At 68.5% G+C, this 18529-nt stretch carries 19 protein-coding genes; 1 reads left to right on the top strand and 18 read right to left on the bottom strand.

From position 1 onward, the window contains the following. Positions 1 to 85: 85 nt before the first annotated feature. A complete protein-coding gene (locus ACFVDO_RS00515) occupies positions 86 to 685 on the top strand; it encodes a TetR/AcrR family transcriptional regulator (protein WP_378858401.1) in 600 nt (199 codons plus the stop codon). Positions 686 to 688: 3 nt separating this feature from the next. On the opposite strand, the gene ACFVDO_RS00510 is transcribed toward ACFVDO_RS00515, so the two are convergent. The 18 genes from ACFVDO_RS00510 to mraZ form a co-directional block, all read right to left on the bottom strand. Further along, entirely contained in the window at positions 689 to 1261 is a 573-nt protein-coding gene (locus tag ACFVDO_RS00510) for a GNAT family N-acetyltransferase (RefSeq protein WP_378858400.1), read from the bottom strand. Positions 1262 to 1289: 28 nt separating this feature from the next. After that, on the bottom strand, positions 1290 to 2210 hold the full coding sequence (locus tag ACFVDO_RS00505) for an RluA family pseudouridine synthase (RefSeq protein ID WP_378858399.1): 921 nt from the start codon (positions 2208 to 2210) through the stop codon (positions 1290 to 1292). Positions 2211 to 2212: 2 nt separating this feature from the next. Then, a complete protein-coding gene (gene lspA, locus ACFVDO_RS00500; RefSeq protein ID WP_378858398.1) occupies positions 2213 to 2827 on the bottom strand; it encodes a signal peptidase II in 615 nt (204 codons plus the stop codon). A 4-nt stretch (positions 2828 to 2831) separates the two neighbouring features. Next, positions 2832 to 3401: a DivIVA domain-containing protein gene (locus tag ACFVDO_RS00495; RefSeq protein WP_378858397.1), complete on the bottom strand. Its 570-nt coding sequence runs from the start codon at positions 3399 to 3401 to the stop codon at positions 2832 to 2834. A gap of 133 nt (positions 3402 to 3534) precedes the next feature. After that, a complete protein-coding gene (locus tag ACFVDO_RS00490) occupies positions 3535 to 3834 on the bottom strand; it encodes a YggT family protein (protein ID WP_378858396.1) in 300 nt (99 codons plus the stop codon). A 12-nt stretch (positions 3835 to 3846) separates the two neighbouring features. Then, entirely contained in the window at positions 3847 to 4320 is a 474-nt protein-coding gene (locus ACFVDO_RS00485; protein ID WP_378858395.1) for a cell division protein SepF, read from the bottom strand. Positions 4321 to 4457: 137 nt separating this feature from the next. Further along, complete coding sequence (gene ftsZ, locus ACFVDO_RS00480) at positions 4458 to 5588, bottom strand: cell division protein FtsZ (RefSeq protein ID WP_378859818.1); 1131 nt, start codon at positions 5586 to 5588, stop codon at positions 4458 to 4460. Between the two features lie 185 nt (positions 5589 to 5773). Further along, a complete protein-coding gene (locus ACFVDO_RS00475) occupies positions 5774 to 6700 on the bottom strand; it encodes an FtsQ-type POTRA domain-containing protein (RefSeq protein WP_378859817.1) in 927 nt (308 codons plus the stop codon). 1 nt (position 6701) lies between these two features. Continuing rightward, on the bottom strand, positions 6702 to 8102 hold the full coding sequence (gene murC, locus ACFVDO_RS00470) for a UDP-N-acetylmuramate--L-alanine ligase (protein WP_378859816.1): 1401 nt from the start codon (positions 8100 to 8102) through the stop codon (positions 6702 to 6704). Positions 8103 to 8140: 38 nt separating this feature from the next. Beyond that, entirely contained in the window at positions 8141 to 9226 is a 1086-nt protein-coding gene (locus ACFVDO_RS00465; RefSeq protein ID WP_378859815.1) for a glycosyltransferase, read from the bottom strand. After that, a complete protein-coding gene (gene ftsW / locus ACFVDO_RS00460) occupies positions 9223 to 10488 on the bottom strand; it encodes a putative lipid II flippase FtsW (protein WP_378859814.1) in 1266 nt (421 codons plus the stop codon). The genes ACFVDO_RS00465 and ftsW overlap by 4 nt, the downstream gene beginning before the upstream one ends. Continuing rightward, the gene (murD, locus tag ACFVDO_RS00455; protein WP_378859813.1) at positions 10457 to 11989 is read right to left on the bottom strand and encodes a UDP-N-acetylmuramoyl-L-alanine--D-glutamate ligase; all 1533 of its coding nucleotides are present in this window, start codon (positions 11987 to 11989) and stop codon (positions 10457 to 10459) included. Before murD ends, ftsW begins: the two co-directional genes overlap by 32 nt. Next, positions 11986 to 13101, bottom strand: a complete 1116-nt coding sequence (gene mraY, locus ACFVDO_RS00450; protein WP_378859812.1) for a phospho-N-acetylmuramoyl-pentapeptide-transferase — start codon at positions 13099 to 13101, stop codon at positions 11986 to 11988. Before mraY ends, murD begins: the two co-directional genes overlap by 4 nt. After that, entirely contained in the window at positions 13098 to 14510 is a 1413-nt protein-coding gene (gene murF, locus ACFVDO_RS00445; protein WP_378859811.1) for a UDP-N-acetylmuramoyl-tripeptide--D-alanyl-D-alanine ligase, read from the bottom strand. The genes mraY and murF overlap by 4 nt, the downstream gene beginning before the upstream one ends. 34 nt (positions 14511 to 14544) lie before the next feature. Continuing rightward, on the bottom strand, positions 14545 to 16323 hold the full coding sequence (locus ACFVDO_RS00440) for a peptidoglycan D,D-transpeptidase FtsI family protein (RefSeq protein WP_378859810.1): 1779 nt from the start codon (positions 16321 to 16323) through the stop codon (positions 14545 to 14547). Between the two features lie 25 nt (positions 16324 to 16348). Further along, a complete protein-coding gene (locus ACFVDO_RS00435; RefSeq protein ID WP_378859809.1) occupies positions 16349 to 16945 on the bottom strand; it encodes a hypothetical protein in 597 nt (198 codons plus the stop codon). Continuing rightward, positions 16942 to 17880, bottom strand: coding sequence for a 16S rRNA (cytosine(1402)-N(4))-methyltransferase RsmH (gene rsmH / locus ACFVDO_RS00430; RefSeq protein ID WP_378859808.1), 939 nt, complete (start codon positions 17878 to 17880; stop codon positions 16942 to 16944). Before rsmH ends, ACFVDO_RS00435 begins: the two co-directional genes overlap by 4 nt. A gap of 110 nt (positions 17881 to 17990) precedes the next feature. Further along, on the bottom strand, positions 17991 to 18422 hold the full coding sequence (mraZ, locus tag ACFVDO_RS00425) for a division/cell wall cluster transcriptional repressor MraZ (RefSeq protein WP_378859807.1): 432 nt from the start codon (positions 18420 to 18422) through the stop codon (positions 17991 to 17993). Between the last annotated feature and the right edge of the window lie 107 nt (positions 18423 to 18529).

The raw sequence follows: 18529 nt of genomic DNA, 5'->3' as shown, positions 1-18529 counted from the left end.
CTGGGGTGAGCATCCTCGTTGACGCGATTACGAGCATAACCCCCATTGACTCATAGTCAATAACATCCGCCGATAGGATTTCGGCATGCCCGTCGAGCGTCGTGTCCGCCTCACCCCGGATGAGCGCCGCGCCCAGCTCGTCGCCACCGGAGTGAACTTTCTCAGCGACCATCCGCTGGACGAGTTGACCATCGACGAGCTCGCCGAGCGAGCAGGCGTCTCCCGTGCACTGATATTCCACTACTTCGAAACCCGTCAGGGCATGCATCGCGCGGTCGTCACCACCGCGCGAGACGCCTTGCTCACCGCCACCGAGCCGCGGCCCGAGCTGCCGCCGCGCGAGCGCGTGCGCGACACGCTGGAGCGCATCGCGATGTTCGTGCGCGAGCACCGGGGCACGTTCTTCTCCCTGGTCCGCGGCGTCGCCAGTGGCGATCCCGCCGTCCGCGCGGTCGTCGACGAATCGCGAGAGCGGAACGCCGCACACCTGCTGGAGGCACTCGTCGAGGTCGGCGAGCCGGACTCCCGAGCGCTGCGGATCACACTGCGCGCCTGGGTGTCCTTCGCCGAGGAGATCTTCGTCACCCTCGCCGTGGATGAGGATGCCGATCGCGACGCCGTGGTCGCGTTCCTGGAGCGATCGCTCGAGGCCGCGGTCACCGCGGCGCGCGGCGCCCAGCTCTGACGTTCACCTCAGGTCGAGCCGCATCAGCACGCGGGGGTACCCGTCGAGCACCGAGCCCGTGTCAGCCGCTTTCGTGAACCCGGCCGCCTCGAACAGCGAGCGCGTACCCACGTATGCCATCGTGAGGTCGACCTTCTCGCCGCCGTTGTCGACCGGGTATCCCTCGATCGCAGGCGCGCCGCGCTCCCGCGCGTAGGCGACCGCGCCGTCGATCAGCGCGTGCATGACGCCCTGCTTGCGGAACCCCGGTCTCACCCGGAAGCACCACAGCGACCACACGTCGAGTTCGTCGACATGCGGGATCAGGCGGTTGCCGGCGAAGCTCGTGTCACGCCGGGGATGCAGTGCGGCCCAGCCGACAGGCTCAGAATCCTGATAGGCGATGACGCCGGGTGGCGGATCCTGATGACAGAGCTCGCGCACGCGGTCGGCGCGCTCCCGCCCCTGCAGCGCACGGCTCTCCTTGCTGCCGAGCCGGTAGCTCAGGCAGAAGCAGGACTGCGACGTCGGCTTCTTCGGTCCGACGAGGAGCGCGACGTCGTCGAAGACTGTCGCGGGACGAACCTCGATGTCCATGCAGGCAGTCTCGCACCGGCCTCAGACATCATTCGCCGCGCAGTACGTCGAGGGCGTGCTGGAAGTCCGCGGGGTACGGCGACTCGAACTCGACCCACTCCCCCGTCGTCGGGTGCGTGAAAGCCAGCTGGTGGGCGTGCAGCCACTGGCGGGTCAGGCCGAGCCGCTCGGCCATCTTCGGGTCGGCCCCGTACAGCGGGTCGCCGACGCACGGATGCCGGTGCGCGGCCATGTGCACGCGAATCTGGTGCGTACGACCGGTCTCGAGGTGGATCTCCAGCAGCGAGGCACCGGGGAACGCCTCCAGCGTCTCGTAGTGCGTCACGGACGGCTTGCCGTCCGGCACGACGGCGAACTTCCACTGGTGATGCGGATGCCGCCCGATCGGCGCATCGATCGTGCCGACGAGAGGATCCGGGTGCCCCTGCACGACGGCGTGGTAGATCTTCTCGACCGTGCGCTCCTTGAAGGCGCGCTTCAGGGCCGTGTAAGCGGCCTCACTCTTCGCGACGACCATGAGCCCGCTGGTGCCCACGTCGAGTCGGTGCACGACGCCCTGCCGCTCGGCAGCGCCGGTCGTGGCGATCCGGAATCCGGCCGCGGCGAGAGCTCCGACCACGGTCGGCCCGTCCCAGCCCAGTGACGGGTGCGCGGCGACGCCGGTGGGCTTGTCCACGACGACGATGTCATCGTCGTCGTAGACAATGCCCAGTTCGGGAACCGCGATCGGCACGATGCGCGGCTCCTCCTTCGCCTGCCAGCTGACCTCGAGCCAGCCCCCGCCGCGCAGACGGTCGGACTTGCCGAGCGTCACACCGTCGAGGGCGACACCGCCGGCCTCGGCGACCTCGGCCGCGAATGTGCGGGAGAAGCCCAGCATCTTCGCCAGGGCCGCGTCGACCCTGGCGCCGTCCAGCCCGTCCGGAACGGGCAGCGTGCGCGATTCCACGCTCAGCCCTCCGATGGGGCGGATGCCTCGGGCGTCGGGCCCTCGGCGGCGGCGATGTCCTCAGCAGCGGCGGCCTTCTCGGCGGCGGCCTTCTCGGCGGCCTCGTGGTCGCGCTCGCGCGTGCCGTCGAACCGCAGCCCGAAGAGCACCAGCAGCGCGACCGAGATCATGCCGGTCACGATGAAGATGTCGGCGACGTTGAAGATCGCGGGCATCATCCACGGCATCGAGATCATGTCGACGACATGTCCGACGGGGAATCCTGGATCACGGAACACACGGTCCGTCAGGTTTCCGAGGACACCGCCCAACAGGCATCCGAGGACGACCGCCCAGAGCCGCGCGCGCAGACCGAACGCCTTCCAGATGATCACCACCGCCACGATCGCGAGCGCGATCGTGAAGATCCAGGTGGCACCCTTGCCGATCGAGAACGCCGCCCCGGGGTTGCGCACGTAGATCAGCTGCAGGAATTCGCCCAGCACGGGCACCGGCTCACCGTACGGCAGGTACGTGATGGTGAGGTACTTCACAAACTGATCGGCGGCCAGCACCACCGCCGCGAGAATCGCGACGATCGCACCGGCCGCCGACCGACGAAGGGGACGACGTGCCAACGACTTACAGTCCGATGGCCGAGACCGGGGTCGAGTCGTTCGACGCCGCACGCTGGTCGAGGTCGCGGAGCTGACCCTCGATCAGGCCGCGCAGCTTGGAGCGGTAGTCGCGCTCGAACTCGCGGAGCTCGGTGATGCGACCCTCGAGCGTGTTGCGCTCGCGCTCGAGACGCGCGGACTGCTCACGCTGCTTCGCCTCGGCGTCGCGGCGGATGCGCTCGACCTCGGTCTGCGCGTCGGCGATGAGCTGCTGGCGCTTGGCCTCGCCCTCTGCGACGTGCTCATCGTGCAGGCGCTGCGCCAGCTCGATGATGCCGGCGGTCGCGGTCGCCGAACCGGCGACCTCGTGCGAAATGGGAGCCGCGGCAGGAGCCGACGCTGCGGGGGCTGCAGCACGCTCACCGGATTCGTAAGCCGCCAGCTTGGCCTTCAGCTCGACGTTCTCCTCGAGGGCCTTGCGCCACTCGATGACGATCTCGTCGAGGAAGTCATCGACCTCGTCCGGGTCGAATCCGTCCTTGAAGCGAACGTGCTGGAACTCCTTGTGGACGACGTCATCCGGGGACAGTGCCATGGGTGGCTCCTCTTTCGATGAGTGCGATGCGCCAGATGTCGAGCACTGGCGATGAATATCGTTGGCGCGTACCCGGGGCGCGCGCCTGGGTGCCAGCATAGTCCCCCCGCCTGTGACCTGTGACGGCGGTCACTCAGGGGAAGACGGCACGCACGATCGACATCAGGATGAGCACGCACAGCAGAGTGAGAGTCCATCCGAAGTCGAGTGCGAGCGTGCCGATGCGCAGTGGCGGGATCAGCCGTCGGAACATGCGGATCGGCGGATCCGTGATGGTGTAGATGAACTCCGCGACCACCAGACCGGCGCCCTTCGGGCGCCACTCACGGTTGAACAACGGAATGTAGTCGAGGATCAGCCGGGCGAACAGCACCAGCATGTACAGCAGCAGAAGCAGGTCGAGGATGCCGCCGACGATGCCCAAGATCTCCAAGGCCGGTCGCGGTCAGGACTGATCGAACCCGGCGGAGTCCGCCTGGGCGATGCCGCCGTGTCCGGAGACCGCGATGTTCTCGGGCGAGAGCAGGAACACCTTGCTGGTGACCCGCTCGATGCGTCCGTACAGGCCCAGCGACAGTCCACTCGCGAAGTCGATCAGACGGCGGGCGTCAGCATCGCTCATCTGCGAGAGGTTGATGATCACGGGGATGCCGTCGCGGAAGTTCTCGGCGATCAGCTGGGCATCGCGGTACTGCTTCGGATGCACGGTCAGGATCTCGTTCACGGCGCCTCCAGCCGGCTGACGGACGGCCGTGGGCCGACGCAGAGGGGTGACCGGGGCGGGAGCCTGCTCCTCGCGCTCGCGCTCACGCGGCGGTCGCGCTGCGGGAGCGGCGTGCTGCGGCGCCTCGTCCTCGTAGACCTCTTCCTCATCGGCGAGGCCGAGATACACCATGGTCTTCTTCAGCGGGTTTCCCATCGTGTCCTCCGGTTGATCGTCTGGGCCTGGTTCGAGGTTAACCCCGGTCGGGGTGCAGATCGGTGATTCGCCCGCCGATCATCCGGGCGTGTCGCGCGGTCGCATCGCCGGGGCGATCCCGACCGCGCGACGAGTCGTCACTTCAGGAATTCAGGGATGTCGAGGTCGCTGTCGTCGTCGACGGAAGGCTCGAAGCTCATCGCCGGGACGACGACCTTCTTCTCCTCCGCCGGGGCGACGGTCTCGGACTTCTCGACCTGGACCTCGGGCAGCGGGGCCGCCGGGCGCTCGATGACCATCGGCTCGAGGCGCTGAGTGGGCTCGCCGCCGTCGAAGCCGGCGGCGATCACCGTCACGCGCACCTCGTCGCCGAGGGTGTCGTCGATGACCGTGCCGAAGATGATGTTCGCCTCGGGGTGCGCGGCCTCCTTGACGAGGTCGGCGGCATCGTGGATCTCGAAGATACCCAGGTTCGATCCGCCCTGGATCGACAGCAGCACGCCGTGTGCACCCTCGATGGACGCCTCCAGCAGCGGCGACTCGACGGCCAGCTCGGCAGCCTTGATGGCGCGGTCCGCACCACGTGCGGAGCCGATGCCCATCAGCGCGGAGCCCGCACCCTGCATCACCGACTTGACGTCGGCGAAATCGAGGTTGATCAGACCGGGCGTCGTGATCAGGTCGGTGATGCCCTGCACACCGGCGAGGAGGACCTGGTCGGCCGTCGCGAAGGCCTCGATCATCGAGATGCCGCGGTCGCTGATCTCGAGGAGGCGGTCGTTCGGCACCACGATGAGGGTGTCGACCTCTTCCTTCAGCTTCGAGACGCCGGCCTCGGCCTGACTCTGACGGCGACGACCCTCGAACGAGAACGGCTTGGTCACGACGCCGATGGTCAGGGCGCCGATCGACTTCGCGATCCGGGCCACGACCGGCGCGCCGCCGGTTCCGGTGCCGCCGCCCTCGCCCGCGGTCACGAAGACCATGTCGGCTCCGGTGAGCGCCTGTTCGATCTCCTCTGCGTGGTCCTCGGCGGCACGACGCCCCACCTCGGGGTCGGCTCCGGCGCCGAGACCGCGGGTGAGCTCGCGCCCGACGTCGAGCTTGACGTCGGCATCGCTCATCAGCAGCGCCTGCGCGTCGGTGTTCACGGCGATGAACTCGACACCGCGAAGGCCGAGCTCGATCATGCGGTTGACGGCGTTGACACCGCCACCGCCGACGCCGACGACCTTGATCACGGCGAGGTAGTTCTGGTTCTGGCTCATGGCCGGCCTCCGTTATGTAGAGCCTGAAGAATGTGAACCTTAAACCTCAACTAGAGGTATAAAGTATTTCCCGGTATTGCGTTCTCAGGAATGAACGTAAGCGGCGAGCATCGATGCGCCCGCAAGCGACACGGCGTTTCGCCGCTATCGGCCGCGCAGATCGCGGATCGCGGCGTTCTCAGGCCTCAACCGACCACCGGGACGGTCGGGGAAGACACGTCGAATGTCCGCGATTTCGGATTCTTCGCCATCAGCTTCGACAGAATGACGGATTTCGCGGAGGAATCCTCCGCGCTCCCCCACAGGATCGTCTTGCCGCCCTTGAGAATGAGCGTGACGCTGTCCGGCGTCGCGGCACGCACATCGGTGAGCACGGCGCGGACCTCGGCGGGAAGCGAGCGCACCACGAGTCCGGCGCTCTCGAACGCCGGCGTGCCCGCACCCCCGGTGATGGCCAGGAGGGGCTGCCCCTCAGGACGCGTATCCGTCGTGGCGAGGGCGACGCCCGCCGCGTCGACCAGCGTGTACCCGGCCCCCGACCGGAGCACGCCGATCGGTGTGCGCTCGACGATTCGCACCGTGAGTCCGTGCGGAGGATGCACCTCGAGCGCATAGGTCTCGATCAGCGGGAACGCCATCAGCGCGGACTTCACCGCGCTGTCGTCGACGAGGGCGAGCGGCTTCCCGATCTCGCCCGACAGCGCCTGCTCGACCGCCTGCGGATCGAGCGTCCTCGCCCCCTCGACGGAGATGTCCTCGACCGCGAACAGCGGACTGTAGGCGGCGACGAACGTGCCGACCACCACCAGTGCGACCAGGCTGATCGACGCGATCCAGATCGTGCGGCGGCGGCGGGACCGCGACGTGAAGCGTCGGATCTCGGCCCGAAGCGCCCTGCGCCGCGCCCGCGCCGCGCGCCAGACATCCGCTCCGGTGACCTCGACCGCCGGAGCGGGCTCGGAAGGGGCGATCGGATCGATCGGCGCCGTCTCGTCGTCGCCGCGGGGCTCGGGCGCTTGACCGCGCAGGGGTACCGGCTGCCGCGCCGGCTCGGATGGAACCGGCTGGCGCGCCTGCTCCTCCGAGGCCGGAATCGGTGCCGGGCGTCGCATGTCAGACCTCCGGAGTCCGCCGGAGGGAGTCGAGCACCTGCGGGATGATCTGGTAGACGTTGCCGCAGCCCAGGGTCACCACGACATCGCCGTCGCGCGCGAAGCCCGCGGTGTAGTCGGCGGCGTCCTGCCAATCGGCGACGTAGTGCACGTGCGCAGGATCGGCGAACGCGCCGGAGACCAGCTCGCCGGTCACTCCGGGCACCGGATCCTCGCGTGCGCCGTAGACGTCGAGCATGACGGTGTGGTCGGCGTAGTTCTCCAACACCTCGGCGAACTCGCGGTACATGTGCTGCGTGCGCGAGTACGTGTGCGGCTGCTGGATCGCGATCAGCCGGCCACCGCCGGTGAGCGTGCGCATCGCCTGCAGAGCTGCCCGCACCTCGGTGGGGTGGTGCGAGTAGTCGTCGTAGACCCGCACGCCGCGCTCGGTGCCGTGCAGCTCCAGTCGCCGAACCGTGCCGGCGAAGCCCTCGACGGCCTTGACGGCGTCCGGCAGCCCGTATCCGAGCGTCAACAGCACCGCGACCGCGCCCGCGGCGTTGATCGCGTTGTGTGCCCCGGGCACCGCGAGCTGCATGCGAGCGCTGTCTGCGCCGTGCACGATCGTGGCCGCCACGGGCCCGTCGGTGACGATGTCGACGACGCGCACGTCCGCGTCGGCCGCCTCGCCGAACGTGATGATGTTCGGATGCGTGAGACCGGCGTGCACGCGCAGCGCGCCGGCGTCGTCGCTGGAGATCACGACGGCTTCGGATGCCTCGTTGCCGAACCGCGTGAAGGCGTCGTAAAAGGCGTCCTCGGAGCCGAAGAAGTCCAGGTGGTCGGGGTCGACGTTCGTGATCAGCGCGATCGCCGTGTCGTAGAGCAGGAAGGTTCCGTCGGACTCGTCGGCCTCGATGACGAACAGCTCGTCCGCCCCGGAAGAGCTGGAGATGCCGAGCTGCTCGATGACCCCGCCGTTGACGAAGTTCGGGTCGGCACCGAGCGCCTGCAGCGCCGTGACGATCATGCCGGTCGAGCTCGTCTTCCCGTGGGCGCCGGCGACCGAGACAAGACGGCGTGAGCCGATCAGCCAGTGCAGCGCCTGAGAGCGGTGGATGACGTGCAGCCCGCGCTCCTTGGCCAGAAGGAATTCCGGGTTCTCCGGCCAGATCGCGCCGGTGTGCACCACGGTGTCGGCGTCGCCGAGATGGGCGGCATCATGACCGACGTGCACCGTCGCGCCGGCAGCGGCGAGAGCGCGGAGGTTGGCGCTGTCGGCGCGGTCGGACCCGGACACGCGGATGCCGGCGTCGAGGAACATGCGGGCCAGCCCGCTCATGCCTGAGCCGCCGATTCCGATGAAGTGCGCGGATTCGATGGTCTCGGGGATCGGGAGGGAGAGGTCGGGTCTGATCATGTCCTGCTCAGTCTACTTTTGCGGTCCGCGGGGTGGGCTCAGCGACCCGCGCCGTCGTCGTCGAGCGCGCGGTCGATCATCGCCACGACGTTCTCGGCCCCGCTGCGCGTGCCGACCTTCTCGGCAGCCGCCGCCATCGCCGAGATGCGTGCGGGGTCGCGCAGCAGCGGGATGACGCGGTCGCGCACCGTGTCGGCGCCGAACGTCGCGTCGTCGAGCAGGATGGCGGCACCGGCATCCACGGCCGATGCCGCGTTCAGACGCTGCTCACCGTTCCCGACGGCGTAGGGAACATAGACGGCGGGGATGCCGAGTGCGGAGACCTCGCTCACGGTCGCAGCGCCCGCTCGCGAGACGATGACGTCGGCGAGGGCGAAGGCGAGGTCCATCCGGTCGAGGTAGCGGCGCATGGCGTAGCCGGGCACCTCGGGGTCGATCCATTCGCCGCGCTCCCCCGTCGCGTGCAGCAGCTGCCAGTCCGCAGCGAGCACGTCGGCCCAGGAACCGGCCAGAGCCTCGTTCAGTCTCTGTGCGCCGAGCGAACCTCCGAACACGAGCAGCACCGGCTTCGCGGGGTCGAGACCGAAGAGCTCGGCCGCCTCGTAACGCGCCGCCGCACGGTCGAGCTCGACGACCTCGCGACGCAGCGGCATGCCGACGACCTCTCCGCGCTTGAGTGGCGTTCCCTCGAAGACGACACCCACGCCCGCCGCCCGGCGTGCGCCGAGCACGTTCGCGAGGCCGGGCTTCGCATTGGCCTCGTGCACGACGAACGGCACGCCCTCGCGCCGCGCCGCGACGTAGGCGGGAGCCGAGGCGTACCCACCGAAACCGACGACGACGTCCACGCCGCGCTCACGGATGTGCGCACGCACCTGCGCGACCGCCCTGCGGAACCGACCGGGGAAGGCCGCGGCCTGCTTGTTCGGACGGCGCGGGAACGGCACCTTGTCGACGATGAGAAGCTCGTAGCCGCGTTCGGGCACGAGCCGGGACTCGAGTCCCTCCTTGGTGCCCAGCACCAGGACCGTCGCCGCGTCGCGCTCGCGGAGCAGGTCGGCGACGGCGAGCAGCGGGTTGACGTGGCCGGCGGTGCCCCCGCCGGCGAGTAGGTACGTGGTCACCCAGCGATGGTACCCGTGCGCGCCCGAGCCCGCCGCGGAGTACCCTGTGCGCGCTCCGGAGGCGACTGCTGGGCAGCACCTGATGCCGGGAGCGTGCGTGCGAACGACAGCAGCACTCCGCACGCGAGCAGCACCGAGAGCAGCGCGGTGCCGCCCTGCGACATGAACGGCAGCGGCACGCCCATCACCGGGAAGATGCGGATGACGACGCCGATGTTGAACAGCGCCTGTCCGACGATCCACAGCGTGATGCCGCCCGCGGCGACGCGGATGAAAGGGTCGTTCGTCTTGCGGATGATGTGGAACGCGCCGACGGCGAAAGCGGTGAACAGGCCGAGCACGAGCACGCAGCCGATCAGGCCGAGCTCCTCACCCACGATCGCGAAGATGTAGTCGTTCGCCGCTGCGGGGAGCCAGCCGTACTTCTCCTGCGAGTTGCCGAGTCCGACGCCGAAGATGCCGCCCGAGGCCATGCCCCACATGCCGTGGGTGGCCTGGTAGCACGCCCCGTTGATGTCGCAGTCCTCGGGGTTGAACGCCGCGAGGATGCGCTGCATCCGGTTCTTGCTGGTGAACGCGTAGCCGAGGACCGCGACGATGCCGAGCAGCATCGGAAGGATGAACAGCCGCAGCCTGACCCCGGAGAAGAACAGGCAGCCGAGCACGATGAGCACCATCACCATCGCGGTGCCGAGATCGTTGCCGGCGACCACGGTGCCGACGGCGAGCACTGTGACGGGGACGACGGGGATGAACACCTGGTGCCAGGTGTTCAGGCGGGTCTGCTTGCGCAGCAGTACGAACGCGACCCAGACCGCCAGGGCGAGCTTGAGGAACTCCGAGGGCTGCACGGTGAAGCCGGCGATTCCGACCCAGTTGCGGTTTCCACCGGATTCGACCCCGAGCCCGGGGACGAACACCAGCAGCTGCAGCAGGATCGCGAGAACCAGGCCAGGCCAGGCGAGCTTCTTGAGCGTGCTCACGGGCACCCGGCTCACGAGGAACATCAGCGGGATGCCGACCACCGCGAACATCCCCTGCTTCATGACCTCGTCCAGCGGCCCCTTGGTCGTCGCGCTGGTGGCAGAGAGCACCATGACCAGCCCGAACACCGTCAGCAGCAGCGCCGAGAACGAGATCAGCAGGAACTCCATCGGCACCGGCTGGAACAGCCTGCCGAGCGAGACGCGCGCGGCGAGACCGCTGCGTCCGGAAGCCGTCGGGTCGGAATCAGTGCGCCGTGGGTGAGGCGTCTGCGTCATCAGCGCTCCCCCGGTCGATCCATTCCCGCACCGCCTCGGCGAAGCGATGGCCTCGATCCGCATAGCTGCTGAACTGGTCGAAGGATGCCGCCGCGGGAGCGAGCAGAACCGTGCCCCCGTGGTCCGCGATCCCCGTCGCCAGTTCGACGACGCGGGTCATGACCTCTCCAGTGTCCGCGGGGATGACCTCGTAGACCGGCACGCTCGGCGCGTGTCGCCGGAATGCCGTCAACACCGGGTCGCGGTCGACACCGATCACGATCGCCGCGCCGGCGGTGCCGCCCACCTCGGCGACGAGCTCAGAGATGTCGACGCCCTTGAGGTCGCCGCCGACCACCCAGACAGCGCCTGGATAAGCGCGAAGCGAGGATGCCGCGGCGTGCGGGTTGGTCGCCTTGGAGTCATCCACCCACGTGATGCCCGCGTGCTCCGCGACCACCTGGATCCGGTGCGCGTCCAGGCGGAAGGCCTGCAGCGCGCGGTGGATCGTCTCGGGCTCGATGCCCAACGAGCGCGCCAGCGCCGAGGCCGCGAGGATGTTCTGCACGATGTGCGGCGCCGAGAGACCGACGCGGCGCAGGTCGTCGAGCGTGGTGAGCTCCAGAGCGCTGTTGCGCCGGTCGTCCAGGAAGGCACGGTCGACGACGATGCCGTCGACGACACCGAGGTCGCTGGGACCTGGCGTACCGAGGTCGAACCCGATGGCGCGGGCTCCGTCGACGACATCGGCCTCCTCGACCATCAGCCTGGTCGCCTCATCGGCCTTGTTGTAGACACAGGCGACGCGGGTGTTGCGGTAGACCAGCGCCTTCGCGTCGCGGTATGCCCGGGCGCTGCCGTGCCAGACGAGGTGGTCATCGGCGAGGTTCAGGCAGACCGCGGCGTGCGGAGAGAGCTGCGCCTCGGGCGCAGTCAGGCCCAGATACCAGAGCTGGTGGCTGGAGAGCTCGACGACGAGCACGTCGAATCCGCCCGGATCGCGGACCGCGTCGAGCACCGGCACGCCGATGTTGCCGCACGGCGCGGCACGCAGCCCGCCCTCGGCGAGCAGCGTCGCGGTGATCTGCGTGGTCGTGGTCTTGCCGTTCGTTCCGGTGATCAGCACCCAGTCCGCCGGCGTGCCGTCCTCGCGCACGACCTTGTCGCGCACTCGCCAGGCCAGCTCGACATCGCCCCACAGCGCGATCCCGGCATCCAGCGTCCAGCGGATCACCGGATGCGAGGGTGGGAACCCGGGCGATGCGATCACCACATCGGGGGCGAACTCGATCAGCGAGGCAGGCGTCTCGGCGAGCGAGCCGAGTTCCAGCCGGGCGCCGATCACCGGCAGCAGGCGCTGGTATTCCTCGGATGCCGACTCGGAGAGCACGAGGACCTCGGCTCCGAGCTCGGTCAGCGTGTCCGCGACCGAGAACCCGGTCGTCGACAGCCCGAGGACGGCGACCCGCAGGCCGGCCCAGTCCGCGTTCCAGCTGGTCAGCCCTTCCAGACGCGCGCTCATACGTGCGTCAGCCAGTCGACGTAGAACAGGCCGACGGCGGATGCTGCCAGCAGACCTGCGATGATCCAGAGGCGCACGACGATCGTGACCTCCTGCCAGCCCCGCATTTCGAGGTGATGATGGAACGGGCTCATCAGGAACAGTCGCTTCCCGCGGGTGATTTTGAAGTACAGCCGCTGCACGATGACCGAGCCGCTGGAGAGCACGAAGACGCCGGCGATGATCAGCAGCAGGAGCTCGGTGCGGGTCAGGATCGCCATCGCGGCTACCACCCCGCCGATCGCCATGGATCCGACATCGCCCATGAAGACCTTCGCCTTGGGCGCATTCCACCACAGGAAGCCGATCAGGCCGCCAGTGAAGGCCGCCGCGACGGTGGCGAGGTTGAGCGGCTCGCGCACCTCATAGCATCCGGGGATGGCAGCGCCGACGACGGCGGCGCTGATGCAGGACTGTTTGAACTGCCAGAACGCGATCAGTCCGTAGGAGCCGACCACGAAGATTCCGGAGCCCGCGGCGAGACCGTCCAGCCCATCGGTGAGGTTCACGCTGTTCGACGTCGCGACGCCGATCAAGGAGATCCAGACCAGGTAGAGGATCCAGCCCAGCACGGCGCCGAACGCCATCAGGTTCAGCCACGGGATGTCGCGGAACAGGGAGACGTAGCTGCTGGCCGGTGTCTGGCCGTAACTGTTCTGGAAGGGCCGCGCGAGCGCGATGATGCCGAATGGGATGAGCACGATGAGCTGCCCGACGATCTTGCGCCAGCCGGAGAGGCCCAGGCTGCGCTGGCTGCGCACCTTCATGTAGTCGTCGATGAAGCCGACGACGCCGAAGCCGACCATGAGCCAGAGCACGAGGATCGCGGACAGCGCGGGCTCGCTCCCGCCGAGGTAGACCCCGGCGAAGTACCCGACGATGGTTCCCAGGATGAATATCAGTCCACCCATACTGGGCGTGCCGCGCTTGTGCCCGTGACTCGGGTTCGCGATGTCCTCAGGGGTGCGGATCACCTGCCCCCAGCCGAGCTTCCGGAACAGACGGAGGAAGACGGGGGTCAGGAAGAGCGAGAAGGCGAGCGATATCGCCGCCGCCATAAGCAGGGACCTCACGAGAACGATTCTCCCAGACGATCGCCGAGAAACCTCAGTCCCGCGGAGTTGGATGATTTCACGAGCACCAGATCGCCGTCGCGGAGCTCACCGGACAGGTAGTCGAATGCGGCGTCCTGATCGGGCAGGTGCACGGCCTCGCCGTCCCAGGAGCCCTCGCCGACGGCGGCCAGGAACAGCCGCCGCGCCTCGGCGCCGACGACGACGATGCGCTGGATGTTCAGCCGCACGGCGAGTAGGCCGATACGGTCGTGCTCCTCGCCGTCAGCCTCGCCCAGCTCGCTCATCGCGCCGAGCACGGCGACGGTGCGCTGCCCGGGGGCGGCGATCTGCGCCAGCGTCCGCAGGGCGGCCGCCATCGCGTCGGGGCTCGCGTTGTACGCGTCGTTGATGATCCGCACCCGGTCGCCGCCCATCGGCTGCATCCGCCAGCGCTCGGCGATCTCGACGGTCTCGAGACGGGCGATGGCGGTGGATGCCGGCACGCCGAGCGCGCCCGTCGCCGCGATCGCGGCGAGGGCGTTGGACACGTGGTGCTCGCCGAGCACCTGCATCCGCAGCGGCAGCGCCTCGTCTCCGGCGTGCACGACACAGGTCGTCCCGGTGGCGGACACCTCGACGTCGGATGCTCGCAGGTCCGCGGCATCCGTCCGGCCGAAGCCGATCACGCTCATGCCGCGCGAGTCGGCGAGCGGCCGCATCGCGGCCACGCGCGAGTCGTCGACGTTGAGCACGGCGGTGCCGTCGGAACGGGCCGCCTCGATGAGCTCGGCCTTCGCCTGCGCGGTCCGCTCGATGCCGCCGAAGCCTCCGGCGTGCGCGAGGCCCACCATCAGCACGACCACGACGTCCGGTTCGACGAGCCCGGCAAGCCTGGCGATGCTGCCGGGGCCGGATGCGCCGAACTCGCTCACCAGGAACTTCGTCGAGTCGGTGACCCGCAGCATCGTGACCGGAGCTCCGACCTCGTTGTTGTACGAGTTGATGGGAGCGACGGTCTCGCCCTCGTCCTGCAGGATGCGGGCGATGAAGTTCTTCGTGGTCGTCTTGCCGTTGGAGCCGGTGATGCCGACGATCCGCAGGTCGCCCCTCGCGCGCACGCGCGCCACGACCTCCTTCGCGAGAGCGGCGATCGCCTCGATCACGTCGGAGACGACGATCTGGGTCACCTGCTCGTCGACGGCGTGTTCGACGATCGCCAGGACGGCGCCGGCCGCGACGGCCGAGCCGACGAAGCGATGCCCGTCGGTGACCTCCCCCGGCTTCGCGACGAAGACGGCACCAGGGGCCATCTTGCGGGAATCGGTGTCGACGACACCCGACACGACCGTGTCGGGTGTGTCAGAGCCGTACAGCCGCAGCTCACCCCCGATGACGGAGGCGATCTCGGCGAGGGACAGGGCGATCATGACGAACTCCAGTACCGGCTGCGCGTCCGGCGGGTCATTCGCCGAACTTGGGGAGGGGCGCCTCCATCGGCTTGGACGACGGGGCGACGCGGTAGGTCTTCAGCACCTGGGTGAGCGCCTTCTGCAGAGCGGGCGCGGTTGCTGCCGACGAGGTAATCCTAGTCGGCTCCTCCATCGTGACCATGACCACGTACTGCGGATCTTCGATCGGAGCGACGCCCAGGATCGAGGTGTAGTACACCCCGGACTTGTAGCCGCCCTTGCCGTTCGCGACCTCCGCAGTACCCGTCTTGATGCCGATCCGGTACCCGGGGACCTTCACCCGCTCGGCGAGACCGCCCTGCACCGCGACGTTCTCGAGCATGCGCCGCACCTGCGCGGCGGTGTCGGCAGAGACCACCCTGTTCTTCTTCACGTCGGTGGTGTGCAGGACGCCGTCCTGGTCGGTGCACGACTCGACCAGGCTCAGGTCGATGTGCTCCCCGCCGTTCGCGAGTGTCTGGTAGGCGCTGGCCACCTGGATGGGGGTCACCTCGAAAGCCTGGCCGAACGTGGTCGCGTACAGCGACTGCGCGTCCCACGGCTTGACGCTCGGGTTGCGCACGCCGCCGGTCTCCTGCCCTGGGAAGTCGATCGCAGTCGGCGTGCCGACGCCGAACTTCTTCAGGTAGTCGTAGCGGACCTGCGGCGAGACCTTCGTGCCGAACTTCGACAGCGCGACGTTGGAGGAGTCGATCAGCGCCCCCGCGAGCGTGTACTGGTACTGCGGATGAGGGAAGGCGTCGCCGATGTTCGCGCCGTTCGGGAATCGCTCACGACTCTTCGCCGAGACCACGCTGCCCGGAGTGGCCGCGCCCTCCTCGATCAGCGTCGCCGCAGTGACCGGCTTGAACGTGGAGCCCGGCTCGTAGGTGTGCGAGAAGATCTGCGAGCGCCAGTAGTTCATCGCTGTGCCGTCGACGTTGTTCGGGTCGAGGGCCGGGTACTGAGCCGCCGCACGGATCTTGCCCGTCTTCACCTCGACCACGGTCGCCGTCGCGGACTTGGCGCCCTGCTGCTTCGCCTCCTCGGCGATCATCTGCGAGAGGTACCACTCCAGATCGCTGTCGATCGTGAGCTTCACCGTGCCGCCGTCGACGGCCGGGGTCTCGCGGTCGCTGCCGGGGACGATCACCCCGTTCTTGCCGCGCAGGTAGGTGCGCTCGCCGTTGCGCGGCGCGAGGCACTGCGCCTCCATCTTCTCGACGCCGTAGCCCTCGCCATTGCTGTTCACGAACCCGACCAGGTTGCCGCCGACTGCGCCGTTGGGATACACCCGGACAGCGCGCGACTTCATGGCCAGATACGGCAACTTGAGATCGCTGAGCTCGAGGTACTGCTCTGTGGACAGCCCATTCTTGAGCTCCAGGTACTGCGCGTTCGAGTCTGCCGCGAGCTTGTCCGCCACCGCGGTGCGCAGCTCATCGGCAGATGTTCCGATGACGGCCGCGATCTTGCCGCTGGCCTTCGCCCACGACATCGGCGCTTTGCTGTTGTCCTCGAGCTGAGCAATCAGCATCGGCGAGAGCTGTGCATCGTAGACGAGCTTGCTCGATGCCAGCACCGTGCCGTTCTCGTCCACGATGTCGCCGCGGTTCCCCGCAATCGGCTGCGTGCTGCCGAGACCGGTTCTCCGGGAGTCCGCGACGTGCTCGTCTGCCTGCACCACCTGGATGTCGACGAGGCGCACGACGAAGGCGCCGAGCACGGCGAGCACCACGGCGAGTGCGACCACCGTGCGGCGACGCGGGCTGCGGGTTGCGCGGGTGGTCATCTGCGGCTCCGTCCGGTTTGTTTCTTCAGTGCGTCTGCGGGATGGGCAGGCCGTCGTCCAGGGACGGCGGCAGGTTCGACTCGGGCTTCTTCTCCGCGGCGTCCGACTCCGCGGCATCCGCGCCGGCGGCGCCGGATGCTGCGCCGCTCTTGGCCGAGGGATCCGCCTTAGGGGCGTCGATCAGGGCGTTGCCGACCTTGGTCGGCCCGTTCGGATCGACCGTCGAGATCCAGCCCGCGCCGTCCTTGACGCCGAGCACGGCGCCGTCACTGAGACGCAGGTAGGACGCGCTGCCGGCGACGACCAGACCGAGGGACGCCGCTTTGCTGGCGAGCGACTGCGGCGAGCTGAGCCCGACGAGTTCGTCCTGCATCGCCTGCTTCTCCAGGCTGAGCGCGTGCTGCTTGGCGTTCAGGTCGGCGAGGACGAAGGAGTCCTGCGTCGATGCCAGCGAGAGCGCCATCTGCGCGATGCCGATCAGGGCGACGCCTCCGACCGCGAGCAGCGCGTAGGCGAGTCGTGGACGACGCCGGCGACCGGGCGCGCTCAGAGCGTGCAGTCGGCGTTCGGAGGCGGATTCCGGCTTCTCGCGGGGTTCGGCGCGGAGCGCGTTCAGGCTCATGTCGCCTCCCTGATCTTCTCGGCCGCGCGCAGACGCACGGGGATCGCGCGCGGGTTGCGCGCGCGTTCTTCATCGGTGGCCTGCTCCGCCCCCTTGGTGAGGATGCGGAAGCGCGGCGCGTGTTCGGGCAGCTCCACCGGCAGCCCGGCGGGGGCTGTGGAGGCCGCAGCGGCGGCGAATGCCTGCTTCACCAGGCGGTCCTCCAGCGATTGGTAAGACATGACGGCGATGCGTCCGCCGACGGCCAGAGCGTCCATCGCGGCCGGAATTGCGTCCGCGAGCACGTTCAGCTCGGAATTGACCTCGATCCGCAGCGCCTGGAACACCCGCTTCGCAGGATGTCCAGCCCGCTGTGCCGCCGCCGGCGTCGCCTCGATCAGCAGGTCGACGAGTTCGCCGGACCGGATCAGCGGATGCTGGTCGCGGGAGGAGACGATGAACCGCGCGTAGCGCGCGGCGAGCTTCTCCTCGCCGTAGCGCTCGAAGATGCGCCGCAGGTTGCCCTCGCTGTAGGTGGCCAGCACCTCAGCCGCTGTGATGCCCTTGGACTGGTCCATCCGCATGTCCAGCGGAGCATCCTTGGAATAGGCGAAGCCGCGCTCCGCCTCGTCCAGCTGCAGGGATGAGACGCCGAGGTCGAACAGCATCGCCGATGCGCCCTGTGCGTGCAGGCCGATCTCGTCGTACACGGTGTGCACCAGGGTGACCCGGTCACCGAACGGGGCGAGCCGCTCTCCCGCGATGCGCAGCGCGTCGGTGTCGCGGTCGAGGCCGATCAGGCGGATGTTCGGGAACCGCTCGAGGAAGGCCTCGGAGTGGCCGCCCATGCCGAGGGTCGCGTCGACGAGGACCGCGCCGTCGCGCTCGAGCGCGGGGGCGAGGAGCTCGACGCAGCGGTCGAGCATGACGGGGATGTGGATGTCGCGGAGGCTCATGATCTTTCGGGTCCTGTCGTGTGAGGTGACCTCCGGCTCTGATTCCCCTCCGCTCGACCCGGCACCGGGGAAGTGTGTCGGGGCGGAGCGGCGGGGCATCACAGCCGTGGTCAGAACAGGCCGGGAATCACCTCCTGTTCGAGGTCTGCGTAGCTCTCCTCGTTGGAGGCGAGGTAGTCGTTCCACGCGGCGGCGTCCCAGATCTCGGCGTGGGCGCCGACACCGGTGACGACGAGCTCCTTGCCGAGCCCGGCGTACTGCCGCAGGTGTGCAGGAAGGGTGATGCGGTTCTGGCTGTCCGGCATCTCGGCGCTGGCGCCGGAGAGGAACATGCGCAGGAAGTCACGGGCCTGCTTGTTGCTGAGCGGAGCCTGACGGATCTTCTCGTGCAACTCCTCGAACTCGGCGGTGCTGAAGACATAGAGACAGCGCTCCTGTCCGCGGGTGACCACGATGCCGCCGGCGAGATCCTCGCGGAACTTCGCAGGAAGGATGACCCTTCCCTTGTCGTCCAGTTTCGGCGTGTGGGTACCCAGAAGCATCGGCCTTCACCCCCTCTGAATCCGGCCAACTCGAGGTGCGCCCCACTTTACTCCACTTGTCTCCACTTTCCTACGACATTCGACTCAGAAACTTGCCCGCACCGGCC

This window comes from Microbacterium sp. NPDC057741, from assembly GCF_042798735.1.
In the GTDB taxonomy this organism is placed as follows: Bacteria; Actinomycetota; Actinomycetes; order Actinomycetales; family Microbacteriaceae; genus Microbacterium.
The sequence above is the reverse complement of the archived record's forward strand: the minus strand, read 5'-3'. Positions and strand labels throughout refer to the sequence as shown.